Consider the following 15,911-nt stretch of genomic DNA (forward strand, 5'->3'; position numbering starts at 1 on the left):
TACATATAAATCACTGTTATTGTTGTAGCCATAAAGCCGGTACAGAACTTGGTTCCCAACCTAATAATGAGGTATGGGCTTGACGGCACATATAAGTACCTCCATTATAAGTTACTATATCACCAACTTTATATGCATGATTTGGAACCCATGCATTGTTATTTGTAGAACTTGAAACTGTTACTGATATCTGATTCGAAGTAACCGTTTTACTACCATCACTTAATTCACATTTATATGAATAAGTGCCTGGAGTTTTTGATGTAATATTATAGTTAATAGTTTTACTTGCTTGTCCTGGAGTTAAACTTCCTGAGGTTATTACAGTTGTTCCTTCATAAATCTTATATGATGTTGCAGTATTATAACCTGGAATTACTGCAGATATTGTATAGTTTCCACTCGTAACAGCTGAAGAGCTTAAAGTTGCTGCTTTAAGTGTGTTAGTAGGTGAAGTTAAATTATTAAAATAGTTTCTGAAATAGTTTGACCAGTTGTAGTTTGTATACTTATCCCAATTTATTGACCAAGTCATAAGCCCTCTTAGATTAGGGTATTTATTATTAATCTTATAGCTTCCAACGGTTCCTCCATAAATTAATCCATCTAAAGCGCTTTGAACTTCAGAATTTGAAACATATCCATTTCCTGCACTATTACAGCTTGGAACACCAATAACAACTTGATCTTGTCTTAATGCTGGGAAGAAGTAATTAGTATCATTATTTACATTAAAGCCAGTTAATAGCATATCAGCTAAAGATGCGTAAAATTCACCAGTTCCCATGGATTGTGCCTTTCCATTTATATCATTTATTGAACCCGAATTGTAATATTGTACTTGAACCCAATTTAAAGAATCCCTAAGTCCATAGATTACTGGCAAAAAGGATCCTGCTCTATTATCAACATATGAATTTAATCCGCCATAATAGGTATGTCCAAGTTGAACAAAAAAAGTTTCAGGTGCCATAGTTAAAACAAAATTCGTACCGTATTTTGCTTTCAATTGTTTTAATGCACTAATAGTATTAACTATAACTGGCGTTGTAGGATTCTTAAAATCCTTATCTCCTGCATCTAAATGAAGTGAATGTCCTTCAAAATCTACATCTAATCCATCTAATCCATATCTATCAATAATAGTACTTACGGAATTAACAAAACTAGTAACAGCTCCAGCACTTGTTAGTTGAACCTCACCATTTTGTCCTCCTATAGATAGTAAAACCTTTTTTCCTTTACTTTGAAGATATTGAACATCACTTTTAAATTCAGAATCCGTTGCATTATATGGAGTAAATCTTATATCCCCAGATGTAACTGTAGTTGGTTCTCCAAAAGAAATATTAATGACGTCAAAGTTTGATGAAACATCTCTAAGTTTAATGTCTCCCGAACCATTATTAAAATTATGCCAATAACCTACTAAGACATGAGTTGGAATAGCACTTGATGTTACCGCAGATACTGTTTTTGTATTCCCAAGTATTACCCCCGTAACCATAAGAGTTGTCATAGCTATAACTGAAACAGCCTTTTTAATTAATTTACTTTTAATCAAAATTTTTCGCTCCTTTTATTTTTTGTATATCATATGGATATTATTGTAGTTTATTCTTTAGTTTCATTACCTAATAAGCTATTTTCATGATTTACTTTGTAAAAGGCACCAAAGTTATCCTTTGGTGCCTTCAATATTTATTAATACATTCTATAATCTTCTATTGCGCTTTAATATATTTAATATGCTTGTATTATTGGTTATAACTCTTGGTATCTTTATCTGATTTTTAGATATTCCTTTATTGAATAAGTATTGTTTAACTGAATTAAATGTCTTGGGTGCTAGGATTATAACCTTTACCTTTCCTAATCTATTAGTATTTCTCGCTCTATCATAAGCTAAATTAGAATTTTTAATTTCCTTATCTAGTTTTTCTTCTATCAATCTCACAGTAGAAATAGAAATATCATTTTTAAACTCACAGTAGAAAATATATCTTCCAGGTGTAATAGAATTATCAGGTAATGTTGTATAATCAACCAAACTTAAGTTTAAATATTTTATTGTTTTTTTTATTGAATTTGTTATATGTTCTTCATTAGTCTTTTCAGATACCATATTAAGCAGCTGGTTTTTTCTACATACAAATTCAACCTCTGGACAGCCGTTATAAAATCCTACGACTTTAATAATATCTCCTATCCTATACCTATAAAACCCTGCATAATTAGTAACTACTATTTCATATTTTTCACCAAATCTAATCTCATCTAAGCTTAAGGTATCTCCGCTTTCTGTTTCCCCATCTTTAACATGAATGAATTCATAAAAAGCTGTATCTGGAACAATTACATATCTTATTTTATCCGCATATGGATTAATTCCAATCATAGCTTCACTGGCTGCATAAACAGGAGAATATATAGGTATTGAATCTGTATAATGATTTACCTTATCATCATATATAGAAAAGTTCGCTCCTGTTACAGTAGCTATATATGATAGCCTTGGCCATATTCTCTTAGCTATTCCTTCAAATCCTATTTTAAACTCTTTTTCCAATTCATCCGCTCTAGTAGAATTAGGAGCAATAAGCTTATTTAATTTTTCACTAATAGTCTTATCTATGTTTAAGTTATTATTTATACGACCTTTCCTTATATCATTTACTAAGTCTTGATGTTTCTCCTCTAAAATTCTCAGTAAGTCTAATATATTTGAAATAAAAATTCCATTTATATATGAAAGTCTAGATTCTTCCAATGCAAATAATAAATGCAAGTAATAGGCAGTTTCCTTGTCTTTTATTTCCATGACTTCTATTGGTGAAGTATATAAAAATGGTAATAGAGGTTTTATACTTTTAATTCCTCCAGAAGTTGCTGAACAAATAGGTACTCCTCCTTCAGTGTATGTGGTCATCACTATATCAGCTATCATTAACCCTTTATCTAACTTCCAAGTATCTTTAAAATTATTATAGGTAAATTTATTAATAAGTAAGGCCATATACTTTGCTGCAACTTTTCTACTGCTTTTAGCACAAGGGATTAATTTTTGTTTACCTGTAGTTCCTGATGTATGACTAAAATATACTACATCTTCACTAACTAAAACATTTTTCTCTCCATCTGCCATTCTATTTATATAACTCTCATAATCCTTATATTCACTTAACTTAACCTTATCCTTAAATACTTTTATTGACCTAATGGACTTAAAATTGTACTTAATTCCAAATTCACTTTTAGAATTGTTTTTTAATATTTTAAATAACAGTTCATTGTTTACCTTACTGTAATTTTCCGTACTTGAGTTGAATTTCTTTTCAACTATTCCCCCACCTTGTAGCATCATTTTATATATCACTTTGCTTATTATACTCGTGATAAAACACCCCTCCTAGATTTTCCCATAATTAATATATGAGAAACCTAGGTGAAGTGCCTATAGGTACTGATAAATATTGTGTTTTTTACCTTTAGTATAGGTTTAAATCCTTTTGGATACTACATTGTCAATTATTCATTTACAGGAACTAAGTGTTTAAATTCCTAACCCACTTCTTATCATTTTCTCAGTAATGTCTAAATAATCTCCATTATATTTTATACTTCCTTTAGCTAATAGTATAGCTATTCCATGAACCATACTCCACATGGTCAAGATTCTTTCAGTGTACTCAGTGTCATCTATATTAATTTCTTTTAAATATCTTTCAGCAGAATTTTTAAATACTTCAAAAGCACTTCCTTCATAAGAATTAAATTTATTTTCTTCTATCTTTATTGGTGTACTATTCCCCCATAAAAACATGAAATTTAAGTATTCTGGATTTTCAACCATAAATTTTACATAGGCTTTTCCCATTTCGATGATTTCTTCTTTAGGTGAAAATTTATACTTATTCGTAGATTCTGATAGCGCTATATTAAAACTTTTCCACACTTTTTTGATAATCTCTTCTATAAGTTCTTCTTTATCTTTAAAATGCTTATATGGCGCAGTATGACTAACTCCACACATACTAGCAACCTTTCTTAAAGAGAATTTCTCAAAGCCCTCCCTATTTAACAATAACAATCCTTTATCTATAAGCTCTTGCTTTAAATCTCCATGATGATAATTTTCTCTATTCATATTTTCCTCCTAGAAATAAAAAATATTTCTTTATTAAATTATATCATTATATGTTGACAGTGTAAACTTATCGACATATAATGGAATAAAGTTTACACCGTAAACATAGTTTCTTAAGGGGGATTAATAAATGAAAATAATAGTTTTAAACGGAAGTCCAAAAGGTGATATAAGTGTTACTATGCAGTATATCAAATATATTCAAAAGAAGTTTCCTAAACATGAACTTAAGATAATTAATATTGCACAGCAAATAAATAAGCTTGAAAAAGACTTGAACTTTTTTGGGGAAGTTATAGATGAAATAAATCTTAGTGATGGAGTAATCTGGGCATTTCCTCTTTATTATCACTTAGTTGCATCTCAATATAAAAGATTTATTGAATTAATTTTTGAAAGAAAAGTTACTAATTCTTTTAAAGGTAAATACGCCTGCGCCTTAGCTACATCAATTCACTTTCAAGATCATACTGCAATAAACTATATAAATGCTATTTGTGATGACCTAGACATGAACTTTGTAGATTATTTATCCTTGCATATGGATGATTTAGAAAAAGAAAGCAGTAGAAAACTTATTTTAGCCTTTTATGAAAATTACTTTAATGCAATTAATAACAAAATTACTACAACTAAAAACTACTCTAAATTATCCCATAATCCAATAGCCTATAAAAGTGAAGCTAATTTTAACAAAATAGATACTTCTAATAAAAAGTTAACTCTAATAACTGACTCTCTTGAAAATAGCAATCTATCAAATATGATCAATACTTTTAGCTCCTTTTTTATAGATGATATAGAAATAATTAATCTTCAAGAAATAGATATAAAAGGTGGCTGCTTAGGTTGCATAAAATGTGGATATAACTATGAGTGTGTTTACACTGGAAAAGATGAATTTATAGCTTTTTATAATAATAAAATTAGAAATTCAGATATTATAATTTTTTGTGGAAATATTAAAGACAGATATTTATCTTCTCTATGGAAAAGATTTTTTGATAGAAGCTTCTTTAATACCCATACACCAAGTATTACAGGTAAACAGATTGGATTTATAATATCAGGTCCATTAACTCAAATACCTAATCTAAAACAAATATTTGAGTCTTATATCCAATGGCAGAGAGCAAATCTAGTAGATTTTGTTACTGATGAATATTCTTCTATAAATGAAATAGATAATCAGCTTTATGCTTTAGCTTCAAAAGCTATAAACTTATCATTAGCTAATTTTATTAAACCCTCAACTTTCCTTGGTGTTGGAGGTACGAAGATTTTTAGAGATGATATTTATGGTAAACTTAGATTTCCTTTTTTAGCAGATTATAAGGCTTATAAGAAATTAGGAATATTCGATTTTTCACATAATTCTCTTAAATATAAAATAATGAGTACAATATTTTTAATAATGACTAAATTCCCCAAAATAAAAAATGAAATATATTCAAATCAAATAAAACCCGGTATGATTCAAAATTTAAAGAAGATTGCCGAAGATCCAAATATATAAGAAAAAAGTTGCCAGTAATAAATAATCACTGGCAACTTTTTATTTTTCAATAACATATATCATATTAGGATATATTTTCCTTAATACTTCATCTGAATAATGTTTATCTAAATATTTATCAAGAGATGATACCGCTTGTATTCCTTCACGTCTTTCAGTTTGCCTCTCTACTACCAAACCTGAAATACCTGTATTAAATATCATAAATATAAATAATACCCATGTTAAAGAAGCTCCTATTCTATTTGGAATTTTTTCGATTAGATTTGATAAAACTGGATATATTTGTTTTACCCATATTAGCGCTAATATTCCCCAGAAAAAACAATACAATAAACTAATTCTTCCATTTAAATTAAAATTCATTTGACTATATTCCCAGGAAACTGTTCCAAATATCTTTTCTTGCACCCAACTGCATAAGTACTCATAGACTCCCCCAACTAACATTCCTCCAAGAAATACCCACAAATCACGTTTATTATATAACCAATATAAACTCAAAGTTATTATAACAGCTCCAAAGCCATATACAAGATTAAAGGGTCCATATATAAGACCACTTCTGCTCTCAATTCTAAAGCGTGTTATAATGCACCAAATAGTTTCAATAACCACTCCTAAAATACATCCTATAAAAAAAATCCAAAAAATTTTGTAGCAGTTTAATCCACTAGCAAAAGATTTATTTGTTTTTTCTAAAGTATTTTTATTATCTTCTATCATCCTACCTTTCTCCTTTAAAATTTCTCTTCCTTCTACTTATATGTATTTATCTGCTTATATACCATTATTTTTTTAATAATCTCTTCTCAAATCCCCTTTCTCATTCACAATGTATAATTTTAAGCTATATACTTTCTCATGCATTAAAAAACTTAGAAATGATAAGATAATAGCATTATTTACTAATAAAACTCATGACTATTCAACTATATATAGTATTTCAATTTTTGCATTCCACAATATATTGTGTGTAAAATATATTAATGAAGTTTTTATTTGAAGGAGATTTGTTTTATGAATGACTTATATAAACTAATAACTAGATATTTTACTAAAGAATTAGAGACTACTAATAAGAGTGTTTATGATCTTTTTAAATGGAAGAGCGTAGCTGTTCATATTGTAGACTATAAAACTAATAAAACTATTTTTTCCACAGAAGATTTAGAATTTCCTGACTTTTATTCACAAAATGCATGTAATATTATAGCCAGTAAATATTTTAGACAAAGTGGTGTTCCAAACTCTCTTGGCTATGAAAGAAGCATGAAGGAAATAACTCATAGATTAGTTAACTTTTGGACTACTTATGCTTTAGAACAAGGACTTATAAATAAAGAAAACTCTCAAATATTTTATGATGAACTTGCTTTTGCTCTCTTAAATCAAATGTGGGCTCCTAACTCACCTCAATGGTTTAATACTGGATTAAAACTCTCTTATAATATAAGTAAGGAAGCTGAGGGACATTTTTATTATGATGAAGATTTAGGTAAAACTCTTCAATCAAAAGATGCATACACTAGGACTCAAGGTTCTGCATGTTTTATAAACAAAATTGAAGATAAGTTGCTAGGCCCTGGTTCTATTACAGATTTAATAACTACTGAAACTAGACTTTTCAAACTTGGTTCTGGTACAGGTACCAATTTCTCAAACATAAGAGCATTAGATGAGCCTTTATCTGGTGGTGGCAAATCCTCAGGCCTAATGTCTTTCTTAAAGGTACTTGATAGAAATGCAGGTGCTATAAAATCTGGTGGAACTACTAGAAGAGCTGCAAAAATGGTTTGTTTAGATTATAACCATCCAGAAATAATGGATTTTATAACTTGGAAATCAAGAGAAGAACAAAAAGTAAGAGATTTAGGTAAAATGGGGTATGACATAGGTTTTGAAGGAGAAGCATATGAAACTGTTTCTGGACAAAACGCTAATAATTCTGTACGTTTTTCAGACGAATTTATGAAAAAAGCCACCACTAATTCTGAGGAAACTATTCTTCTTAAAGGAAGAAAAAGTGATGCTGTTAATAGAAAAATCTCAGTAAAAGAATTGTGGGATAGTTTTAATGAAAGTTCTTGGAACTGTGCAGATCCAGCTCCTCAATTTGATGATACAATAAATGCATGGCACACTTGCCCTTCTGGAGAAGATGGTTTATATGGGTCTAAACACAATAAAATTAATGCATCAAATCCTTGCTCTGAGTATCATTTCCTTGATGATACCGCATGTAACCTAGCAAGTATAAACATAAGAAAGTTTTACGATGAACATAAGAAGACCTTTGATTTAGATGCTTTAACACATCTAACTGCATTAATTCAAATTGTTTTAGATACCACAATTTATCAAGGTCAATTTCCTACAGAAGAAATTGCAAGAAAATCCTTTATGTTTAGAACTACTGGTCTAGGTATTGCTAATACTGGTTCAACTTTAATGGCCATGGCAATTCCTTATGATAGTGAAGAGGGAAGAACAATTTCTGCAGCTTTAATGGGAGTTGTTACTGGATATTCTTATTATGTTTCTTCACTTATGGCTGAGAAAATTGGTGCTTTTCCGAAGTTTGATATTAATAAGGAATATATGTTAAAAGTAATTAGAAATCACTCAAGAGCCGCAGGTGCTCTATCTGGTTCTTTTGAAAATTTAAATTATACTCCACTTAAAGTTAATCACTCAATTTTAAATGATCTTTCTTTAAATAATTTATCTGAAATCTTAAAAACTTCTTGGAATTTAGCTTATTCACATGGAAGTGAAGTTGGTTTTAGAAATGCTCAAGTTACAGTGATAGCTCCTACTGGAACAATTGCTTTAGCAATGGATTGTGGTACTACTTCCATAGAGCCTTTTTTCTCACATATAGTGTGGAAAAATCTAAGTGGCGGTGGTTACATGAAACTTGTTAACTCCACTATAAAAACTGCTTTAGAAAGCTTGAATTATAATGGTGCAGAAATTTCATCTATAGTATCATATATAGATGAAAATGGCAAAATAGAAGGAGCTCCTTATTTAAATAAAAATCATTATTCAATTTTTGATACTGCAAATAAGTCTTCTGGAGGATATAGATTTATCTCTCCCATGGGGCATGTTAAAATGGTTGCTGCTTTAACCCCCTTTGTTTCTGGGGCTATTTCTAAAACTGTAAATCTTCCTAATGATGCTACTGTAGAAGATTTTAAAGAGGTTCATGAAGAAGCCTGGAAACTTGGAGTAAAATGTATAGCACTATACAGAGATGGCTCAAAGGTTTCACAACCACTTAATGTATCATTAGATTGTACCACTAAGTCTCTTGAATCTATGAATTATAAAGAACTATTAGATTATGCTAAGTCTCTTGAAAATAAGATTAAAAATATACCTTCTAAAATAGATGTTTCAAGTGAAATTATCCCAGAAGGTCATCATAAGGTAAAATGTAATAATTGTGGAAGCGAACAAATAGTTCCAAATGGAACCTGCTCTTTATGCTTAGTTTGTGGTTCTACAAGTGGTTGTAGCTAAAATAGAAAAGGACTGCTGAAATAAAATGATACCTATAGACTGGACACATGAAAAAAAGTGTTTAGTCTGTAGGTATTTTTTATATAATAGAAATAGCAATGGAGGATGAGAATGAGTAAGATTTTATTTACGAAAGAAGACATTATAAATCTAGAGAAAAATATAAATATCTTAAGTGTTAGTGAGCGTTCAATAACATATACAAATGAATTTAAGAGACTCTTTATTGAAGAATATATGGCTGGAAAACTACCTAGAGAAATATTTTCTGAGAATGGATTTGATATTAATATAATAGGTTTAAAAAGAATTGAACAATCAGCTGATAGATGGAAGGCTTTATACAAGAAGGATGGAATTATAGGTTTAGATGATAGGCGAAAATGCGCTAGCGGACGTCCACGGTCAAGAGAATTGAGTAAAGAAGAAATAATTGAAAGACAAGAAGCTAAAATAAAGTTACTTGAATCACAGGTAGAACTATTAAAAAAATTAGACGTGACAGAAAGGTTGCTGATAAACAAAAGTAAAAATCTAAAAACTACTGATATATTTGGATTAATATATGACACAATAAAGGAACATAATTTCAAAAAACTAACCGGATATTTTTGCAAATTATTAACTGTTTCACGATCGGGATATTACAATCATATTAATTCAAAAGAAAATAGAATAGCTAGCGAAAATAGGGATTTAGAAGCTAAAAAGATTATTTTAAAAGCATTTAATCGTCGTGGATACAAGAAAGGTTCTCGTTCTATAAAAATGATTTTAGAGAATGAATTTAACATAATCTATAGTCTCAAAAAAATACAAAGAATAATGAGAAAGTACAATATTGTATGTCCACATAGAAAGGCAAACCCATATAAACAAATGGCTAAAGCTACTAAAGAGCATAGAACTGTTCCAAATATATTAGAAAGAAACTTCAAACAAAATATACCTGGGAAGGTCTTGCTAACCGATATTACATACTTGCCATATAACGGAGGAGATATGGCTTATTTATCGACCATTCTAGACGCATCAAGTGGTGAAATACTAGCCCATAACATATCTAAACGAATTACTATTGATATAGCAACTGAAACAATTTTTAAATTAACAAAACAACGCAGAGTTAAGCTGCAAAAAAATGCCTTCGTCCATTCCGATCAGGGATGCCATTATACCAGCCCTATTTTTCAAAATCTACTTAAAAGGAGCCATTTAGGACAATCAATGTCACGACGTGGAAACTGCTGGGATAACGCACCCCAAGAATCTTTTTTTGGGCATTTGAAGGATTCTGTAAAAACAAAAATGTGCAAAAGCTTCGAAGAACTAAAAGGTAAGATAGACAAGTATATAATATATTACAATAATTATAGATATAAATGGGACTTAAAAAAGATGACTCCTGTTCAATACAGAAATCATCTTTTATGTGCTTAACACTCTTTTTTTATATTGTCCTTGACATAGGTGTCAGATTAAAAACAGCTAGTCCTTTCTATTTGTATATTATAAATCAGTTATTTTTTTAAACTTATACCCTTTACTTTCAAGTAACTTAACAACTCTATGTAAAGTTGATTCTTCAGAGTATGTATAAGTTGGATATCCAGTATCATCCTTAGTAATTTTTATATCTTCAAACTCTATATTAGGATGATAGAAAAAAGATGCCATAACATCGGCTGGTAATTTGTTAATTTTATTAAGCATATTATCTGTATCTTTTTTACCATCTATACAATCTAAATAAGCTGGTATATATTTTGCAGTTCTATTTTCATTCTTAACACTTGCTATATATTTAGTGCCATCTTTTTTAGGTTGATAGATATAATCAAAGTCTTTTTCTATAACTCTAAAGTTATCATCTGATCCAGTATAATGGCCTGTCTCAAAAAAATATGGCTTAATATCTAATTTTTTTGCTGTATCACATGCTTCTTTAATTCTCTCTTCTGTAAACTCTTTAGTATAAGATTTTGGATCCTTTGAATTTGCAAATTCTTTTCCTTCAATACTAGCATCATCTCCTGCTTGATGAGTATATCCATGAAGTCCTATAAGGCCACCTCTGTCCTCAAAATAATCTAAAGTAAATAAAAAATCTGAGAAATACATATTATTTTCTTTTGTTAAATCATTATCTTCCTTTCTTTTAGGATCCATATATCTTGGAACCCAAGCGACATGAAATGGTATTCCCTCAGAGTACATATAATCTGATACAATTCTCAATTTTTCTAAAGTTTCTTCATTTACGTATCTATAATTTTTACTAACTCCAATATCTTCAATTCTTATAAGTGCTGTTTTAGGTGCATCCCCAACTTCTTTTTTATCAATCTTTTCTCTTTTTTTAAAAAATGCTATAGTTTTATTATCTAAACTCCAATCAGTTTTAAGGTTTAAAATCTTGGTAAAGTCAAACATTGATATGTAAACTATGTCTTCAGAAATCATTAATTTTTTCTTTAAATTATAAGTTTTATCTTTAATTGTGAAATTATTATCTTTAATGTTTATGCTTATGTCATTATTATTTAAAGATATTCTAACTATATCTCCTTCTTTAATGATTTTCCCTTCCAATCTTTCTACTATCTCTGTTAATGGAAGGTAATATCTATTATTCTCAACATAAACAGGTAACGTTGTATCTAAATTTTTCCCTTCAAATTTAATTTTAATATCATCTTTATTCAAAGATAACTCTTTAAAACTACTGTAATCGAGTTTTTTTTCTTCATTAATATCAGCTGGTCCATTTCCTGAAACTGCTACTGTCTTGTTTGTACATCCGTAAACTCCAGTTAGTAAAACTAACAACATCAAAATACCAATTGATATTCTTTTTATCGTATTACTTTTCATTTTCGTCCCCCCGTAATATAAGTTACCTACCCATAATACTACACAATATACACTTTTTGTATAATATTAACTTAATTTAAGATAAATATAATAATTATTTAACCATTATTTAACTTATTACTTTTTCATTGAAATATGTTTGTACCCTGTATTCACTTAACTTACTATTTAGAACCTTCCTTTACCTCTTTTCATATATTAAAAAGTGAATACAAAGGAAGGTGATAAACATGTCTGTGATTTTATCTGCAATGCTATTTGCCTTATATTCAAATCTTGATAACTTAGTTATAGGCATAGCTTATGGTATAAAAAAGATAAATATAAAAATATTTTCTAATCTTATAATAGCTTTTATAACTTCCACAGGAACATTTTTAGCAATGTCCATAGGATTTTATATAACTAATTTTCTACCACACAATATAGCTAACGCTCTAGGCTCTTTATTAATTATTTTCTTAGGGGGATATTTTATATATAAAAGCGAAAGTAATCTTATAAATAACAGCAAAAGCAATGATCTAGCTTTAAAAGATATAGATGATATGATTGAATATGCAAAAAAAACTGATTTAGATAACTCTGGAGACATAAACATGAGAGAATCTCTTTTAATTTCTTTTGGATTAGCACTTAATAACTTAGGCTCAGGAGTTGCTGCAAGTGTAACTGGAATTAACATTTCCTTAACCGTAATCTTTACCTTTATATTAAGTATTTTTACTATTATTATAGGACAATATTTAGGAAATAGTTTTTTAGGAAAGCTATTAGGAAGATATGCGCCTTTATTATCTGGATTTTTATTAATTATACTTGGTATTTTAGAATTAATTAACTAAATATATAAACAAGAGGCTGTTAATATTTGAACAGCCTCTTGTCTATATATTAATTTTATATCTTTTAAACTCTTCTCTCAAGTTGTTCGGACTCTTAAAAACTATGCCATTAATTCCAAAAACTTTAGCTGCTTCTACATTTTCTAATGTATCATCTATAAATATTGTCTCTTCTGGAATTATATTATATCTTTTAATTAACCTTATATATATTTCTTCCTCTGGCTTTATTACATTTTCTTTATATGAAATAACACCACCATGAAAATAATTAAAAAATGGATATCTTTTAGTTACATTTTCATAAGCTAATAAATGAAAATTTGATAGAACATATAAATTATAGCCAGCATTACTCATCTCTTCTAATACCTTTACGGTTCCATCTATAGGAGTTAATATATCATACCAATTATCCATGGCTAATTTAATAAGTTCAGAATTCCCCTTACTTCTTTCACATAGGACTCTTACTGCTTCTTCCTCAGTTATAGTTCCTCTATCTAACATAAGCCACTCTTCACTTTTAAATATTTCATTAAATATCTCTTTACATTTAACACTATCTTCTATTCCCTTAGCTTTTAAATAGTCTAAAGGATTAAAATCTAGTAATACATTACCTAAATCAAATACTATATTCTTAATCATTCCATCCTCCTGCATAATTTTATGATATTTTAATTATAAATTATATTTGCAATTAATGTAATAGGAGTTTTATATTAACTCAATATAACTTTGGATGTTATATAATACCTCTGAAGCTTGCTCAAAAATGTTATTGCATAGAAAATCTAATAATTATAATCCAGATCCTTAAATTCATCACATACTTTTTTAGTTGTCAAGTACCTTTCCAAAGACTTTATTTCTATGAATAAACCTTTGTATATATCCTGTTATATAATAAAATGTTATATATTAATCTTTTTATAAGAGAGGTCTATCAATGAATAAATCAATCATACTAGGAATATTATCATCATTCTTTTTTGCCTTTACCTTTGTACTAAATCGTCAAATGGATATTGCAGGAGGCAGCTGGATTTGGAGCGCCTCTTTAAGATATTTTTTTATGTTTTTTATTTTATTAGTTTATATGATTCTAAAAAACCAGCTTATTAATGTAATAAATTCTATAAAGAAATCTCCTATTTCATGGTTTGTTTGGAGTACCATTGGTTTTGGTTTATTTTATGCTCCCTTATGTTTTGCTTCATCTTATGGAGCATCATGGTTGGTTGCTGGTACTTGGCAAATTACTATAATTGCAGGACCCCTGCTATCCCCTATGTTTTTTAAAAAACTTGAAAAAAAATCTAGAATACCTAAAAAATCTATAATGAATTCAACAATTATTCTTGTTGGAATATTTATAATGCAATTTCAAGAGGCCAAAAATATTTCTTTTCTAAATGCGCTCATAATAACCGTAACTGTATTAATTGCAGCATTCTCCTATCCATTGGGTAATCGTAAGATGATGGAGATTTGTGATAATAAGCTTACTACTCTAGAAAGAATATTTGGAATGACTTTATGTAGTCTCCCTTTTTGGATAGTTTTATCTCTAATGGGGTTATCTTATATAGGCCCACCAAGCTCTAATCAAATAGCTCAATCATTAATTGTTGCAGTTTTTTCTGGAATAATAGCTACAACCCTATTTTTCAAAGCTACAGAGTTAGTAAAGACAAACCCACTAAAACTATCTATAGTAGAATCTACACAAGCAGGAGAGATTTTATTTACTCTTTTAATGGGTGTTATACTATTTAAAGATAACCTTCCTTCTTTCTTAGGTTTCATAGGTTTATCTCTTGTCATTATAGGTATGATTTTAAATAGTTTTTGTAGTTAATATAAATAAAAGGTTCTACAAACCTCATAAGCTTGTAGAACCTTTTATATCTCTATCTATTTTCTTTTTGTCCCAACATAAGAGCCTACTCCTCCTGCTACATTAACAACATTAAATCCTTTGCTTGCTAAATTGCTACAGGCTCTTGAACTTCTTCCTCCAGATTGACATACTATATAATATTCCTTATTCTTATCTAAATATCTTTCTGGTTCATTTAAAAGTTTCCCCATAGGTATATTCTTAGCGCTTCTAATACTTCCAGCTTTATATTCATATTCTTCCCTTATATCAATTAATTCAACTTTCCCTATAACATTATCAATATCATTTACATTTATTACTTTTCCAGTATTTCTTCTTAATAGATTAAACATTTTTATTTCCTCCTTCAAACTCTCTTAAATTCTTAAGAACTATTATTTTCCCTCTTTCTAACTTAATGTATCCTTGTCTCTCCATAACTTTAAGCTTCCTACTTACCACTTCTCTTACAGAGTCAATCTCAAATGCCAATTGACTATGGGTTGCATATACAACCTTACTATTTCTATCCATGATAAATTTAATAATCCTGCTTTCTAAAGATTCATGCATTCTCTCTTCTTTGTTTTCTATTATTGAACTGAACTTTTTATATAGATCTTCATACATATACATCAAAAATCCATTGCTACTTATGAGATATTTTTTTACAACATCAAAAGGAATAATGCAGATTTCTGAATCTTGGATAGCTTTTCCTGATATATTTAAAGAATTAAGTGTTGATAAACAACTTAAGGCTTCATGACAAAATTCTCCTTGTTTTATGTTATAGAGATTTGTTTCTTCCCCATCTTTATTAATCTTCTGAATCTTTATCATTCCTTTTATTACAAACACTACTCCTTGGCAGGAAGATTCATTGCTAGATATATACTCATCTGAATATAAAGTTTTAAAAATTGCTCTTGAAGCTATTATTCCATTATTATCTTTATCTATTTTTTCGAGAACTGGATATACATTATATAATTCTTTAATATTCATTTGATAAATCTCCCTTTTATTTTCTATATTCTAATTATATAAAGAAATCAAAAAAAATTAAGTGACTTGGTCACACAAGTATAAAAAAAGTCCCTAAGAAGT

Annotated in this window: 13 protein-coding genes; 5 read left to right on the forward strand and 8 right to left on the reverse strand. The window is 28.9% G+C overall.

Going from position 1 to position 15,911, the window contains the following annotated elements; translation table 11 throughout:
- Positions 1–16: 16 nt before the first annotated feature.
- From BUA92_RS03900 to BUA92_RS03910, 3 genes are all read right to left on the reverse strand, one after another.
- On the reverse strand, positions 17–1,564 hold the full coding sequence (locus BUA92_RS03900) for a carbohydrate-binding protein (protein ID WP_073016946.1): 1,548 nt from the start codon (positions 1,562–1,564) through the stop codon (positions 17–19).
- A gap of 150 nt (positions 1,565–1,714) precedes the next feature.
- Complete coding sequence (locus tag BUA92_RS03905; RefSeq protein ID WP_139259315.1) at positions 1,715–3,364, reverse strand: GH3 auxin-responsive promoter family protein; 1,650 nt, start codon at positions 3,362–3,364, stop codon at positions 1,715–1,717.
- 189 nt (positions 3,365–3,553) lie between these two features.
- Complete coding sequence (locus BUA92_RS03910) at positions 3,554–4,147, reverse strand: TetR/AcrR family transcriptional regulator (RefSeq protein ID WP_073016959.1); 594 nt, start codon at positions 4,145–4,147, stop codon at positions 3,554–3,556.
- A gap of 130 nt (positions 4,148–4,277) precedes the next feature.
- On the opposite strand from BUA92_RS03910, the gene BUA92_RS03915 reads away from it, so the two are divergent.
- A complete protein-coding gene (locus BUA92_RS03915; protein WP_073016961.1) occupies positions 4,278–5,663 on the forward strand; it encodes an NAD(P)H-dependent oxidoreductase in 1,386 nt (461 codons plus the stop codon).
- Positions 5,664–5,702: 39 nt separating this feature from the next.
- Here BUA92_RS03915 and BUA92_RS03920 read toward each other — a convergent pair whose 3' ends face one another.
- Positions 5,703–6,389 carry a putative ABC transporter permease gene (locus BUA92_RS03920; protein ID WP_073016962.1) on the reverse strand — a complete coding sequence of 229 codons (687 nt, stop codon included), beginning with the start codon at positions 6,387–6,389 and terminating at the stop codon, positions 5,703–5,705.
- 294 nt (positions 6,390–6,683) lie between these two features.
- Here BUA92_RS03920 and BUA92_RS03925 point away from each other — a divergent pair, with 294 nt between their 5' ends.
- Both BUA92_RS03925 and BUA92_RS03930 read left to right on the forward strand, forming a co-directional pair.
- Positions 6,684–9,194 (forward strand): vitamin B12-dependent ribonucleotide reductase, encoded by a 2,511-nt coding sequence (locus tag BUA92_RS03925; RefSeq protein ID WP_073016964.1) that lies wholly within the window; start codon positions 6,684–6,686, stop codon positions 9,192–9,194.
- Between the two features lie 111 nt (positions 9,195–9,305).
- Positions 9,306–10,634 (forward strand): IS3 family transposase, encoded by a 1,329-nt coding sequence (locus tag BUA92_RS03930; RefSeq protein WP_073016966.1) that lies wholly within the window; start codon positions 9,306–9,308, stop codon positions 10,632–10,634.
- Between the two features lie 69 nt (positions 10,635–10,703).
- Here BUA92_RS03930 and BUA92_RS03935 read toward each other — a convergent pair whose 3' ends face one another.
- Positions 10,704–12,068, reverse strand: coding sequence for a DUF2334 domain-containing protein (locus BUA92_RS03935; protein WP_083553398.1), 1,365 nt, complete (start codon positions 12,066–12,068; stop codon positions 10,704–10,706).
- A gap of 230 nt (positions 12,069–12,298) precedes the next feature.
- On the opposite strand from BUA92_RS03935, the gene BUA92_RS03940 reads away from it, so the two are divergent.
- Complete coding sequence (locus tag BUA92_RS03940) at positions 12,299–12,913, forward strand: manganese efflux pump (protein ID WP_073016968.1); 615 nt, start codon at positions 12,299–12,301, stop codon at positions 12,911–12,913.
- Positions 12,914–12,955: 42 nt separating this feature from the next.
- On the opposite strand, the gene BUA92_RS03945 is transcribed toward BUA92_RS03940, so the two are convergent.
- Complete coding sequence (locus tag BUA92_RS03945) at positions 12,956–13,564, reverse strand: HAD family hydrolase (protein WP_073016970.1); 609 nt, start codon at positions 13,562–13,564, stop codon at positions 12,956–12,958.
- A 301-nt stretch (positions 13,565–13,865) separates the two neighbouring features.
- Here BUA92_RS03945 and BUA92_RS03950 point away from each other — a divergent pair, with 301 nt between their 5' ends.
- Positions 13,866–14,777, forward strand: a complete 912-nt coding sequence (locus tag BUA92_RS03950; RefSeq protein WP_073016972.1) for a DMT family transporter — start codon at positions 13,866–13,868, stop codon at positions 14,775–14,777.
- A gap of 56 nt (positions 14,778–14,833) precedes the next feature.
- Here the strand turns inward: BUA92_RS03950 and BUA92_RS03955 are convergent, their stop codons facing one another.
- Entirely contained in the window at positions 14,834–15,154 is a 321-nt protein-coding gene (locus tag BUA92_RS03955) for a rhodanese-like domain-containing protein (RefSeq protein WP_073016974.1), read from the reverse strand.
- Positions 15,147–15,809, reverse strand: coding sequence for a Crp/Fnr family transcriptional regulator (locus BUA92_RS03960; RefSeq protein WP_073016976.1), 663 nt, complete (start codon positions 15,807–15,809; stop codon positions 15,147–15,149). The genes BUA92_RS03955 and BUA92_RS03960 overlap by 8 nt, the downstream gene beginning before the upstream one ends.
- Between the last annotated feature and the right edge of the window lie 102 nt (positions 15,810–15,911).

The organism is Clostridium intestinale DSM 6191 (assembly GCF_900130055.1).
Classification (GTDB): domain Bacteria; phylum Bacillota; class Clostridia; order Clostridiales; family Clostridiaceae; genus Clostridium_T; species Clostridium_T intestinale.

What these genes read in the sequence shown, in the direction of transcription:
- BUA92_RS03945 (WP_073016970.1), bottom strand. Translation starts at nt 13,564, where the DNA reads ATGATTAAGAATATAGTATTTGATTTAGGTAATGTATTACTAGATTTT.
- BUA92_RS03925 (WP_073016964.1), top strand. Translation starts at nt 6,684, where the DNA reads ATGAATGACTTATATAAACTAATAACTAGATATTTTACTAAAGAATTA.
- BUA92_RS03910 (WP_073016959.1), bottom strand. Translation starts at nt 4,147, where the DNA reads ATGAATAGAGAAAATTATCATCATGGAGATTTAAAGCAAGAGCTTATA.
- BUA92_RS03905 (WP_139259315.1), bottom strand. Translation starts at nt 3,364, where the DNA reads ATGATGCTACAAGGTGGGGGAATAGTTGAAAAGAAATTCAACTCAAGT.
- BUA92_RS03960 (WP_073016976.1), bottom strand. Translation starts at nt 15,809, where the DNA reads ATGAATATTAAAGAATTATATAATGTATATCCAGTTCTCGAAAAAATA.
- BUA92_RS03950 (WP_073016972.1), top strand. Translation starts at nt 13,866, where the DNA reads ATGAATAAATCAATCATACTAGGAATATTATCATCATTCTTTTTTGCC.
- BUA92_RS03930 (WP_073016966.1), top strand. Translation starts at nt 9,306, where the DNA reads ATGAGTAAGATTTTATTTACGAAAGAAGACATTATAAATCTAGAGAAA.
- BUA92_RS03915 (WP_073016961.1), top strand. Translation starts at nt 4,278, where the DNA reads ATGAAAATAATAGTTTTAAACGGAAGTCCAAAAGGTGATATAAGTGTT.
- BUA92_RS03935 (WP_083553398.1), bottom strand. Translation starts at nt 12,068, where the DNA reads ATGAAAAGTAATACGATAAAAAGAATATCAATTGGTATTTTGATGTTG.
- BUA92_RS03940 (WP_073016968.1), top strand. Translation starts at nt 12,299, where the DNA reads ATGTCTGTGATTTTATCTGCAATGCTATTTGCCTTATATTCAAATCTT.
- BUA92_RS03955 (WP_073016974.1), bottom strand. Translation starts at nt 15,154, where the DNA reads ATGTTTAATCTATTAAGAAGAAATACTGGAAAAGTAATAAATGTAAAT.
- BUA92_RS03920 (WP_073016962.1), bottom strand. Translation starts at nt 6,389, where the DNA reads ATGATAGAAGATAATAAAAATACTTTAGAAAAAACAAATAAATCTTTT.